1 protein-coding gene is annotated in these 252 nt (G+C 44.8%); it reads left to right on the forward strand.

Annotation, left to right across the window (positions count from 1 at the left end):
• Positions 1 to 252 (forward strand): hypothetical protein (locus tag Q4528_RS14945; protein ID WP_303522467.1); only part of this gene is annotated, 252 nt, incomplete at both ends.

Raw genomic sequence — 252 nt, forward strand, 5'->3', positions numbered from 1 at the left:
GGTGTGGTTAATTTTTCTGGTGGCTGGATGGGTGAGCAATGCCAAATAAACGCCGAGAGTGCCAGCAACCTTGGTTTGTTCGCACAAGCAGCACAAAATAACCCGCTGCCACATTTGTTTATCTACGGACGTAACGACGCCTATTACTCTGACAGCACCATACAAAGTTACGTAAACGCATTTACTGAACATTCCCCTCAAATAGAATTTCAGTTCTATCAATTAGGTGACGGCATCAATGGCCATGAAGTG

It is taken from the genome of Staphylococcus pasteuri, from assembly GCF_030547725.1.
Taxonomy (GTDB): Bacteria; Bacillota; Bacilli; order Staphylococcales; family Staphylococcaceae; genus Staphylococcus; species Staphylococcus pasteuri.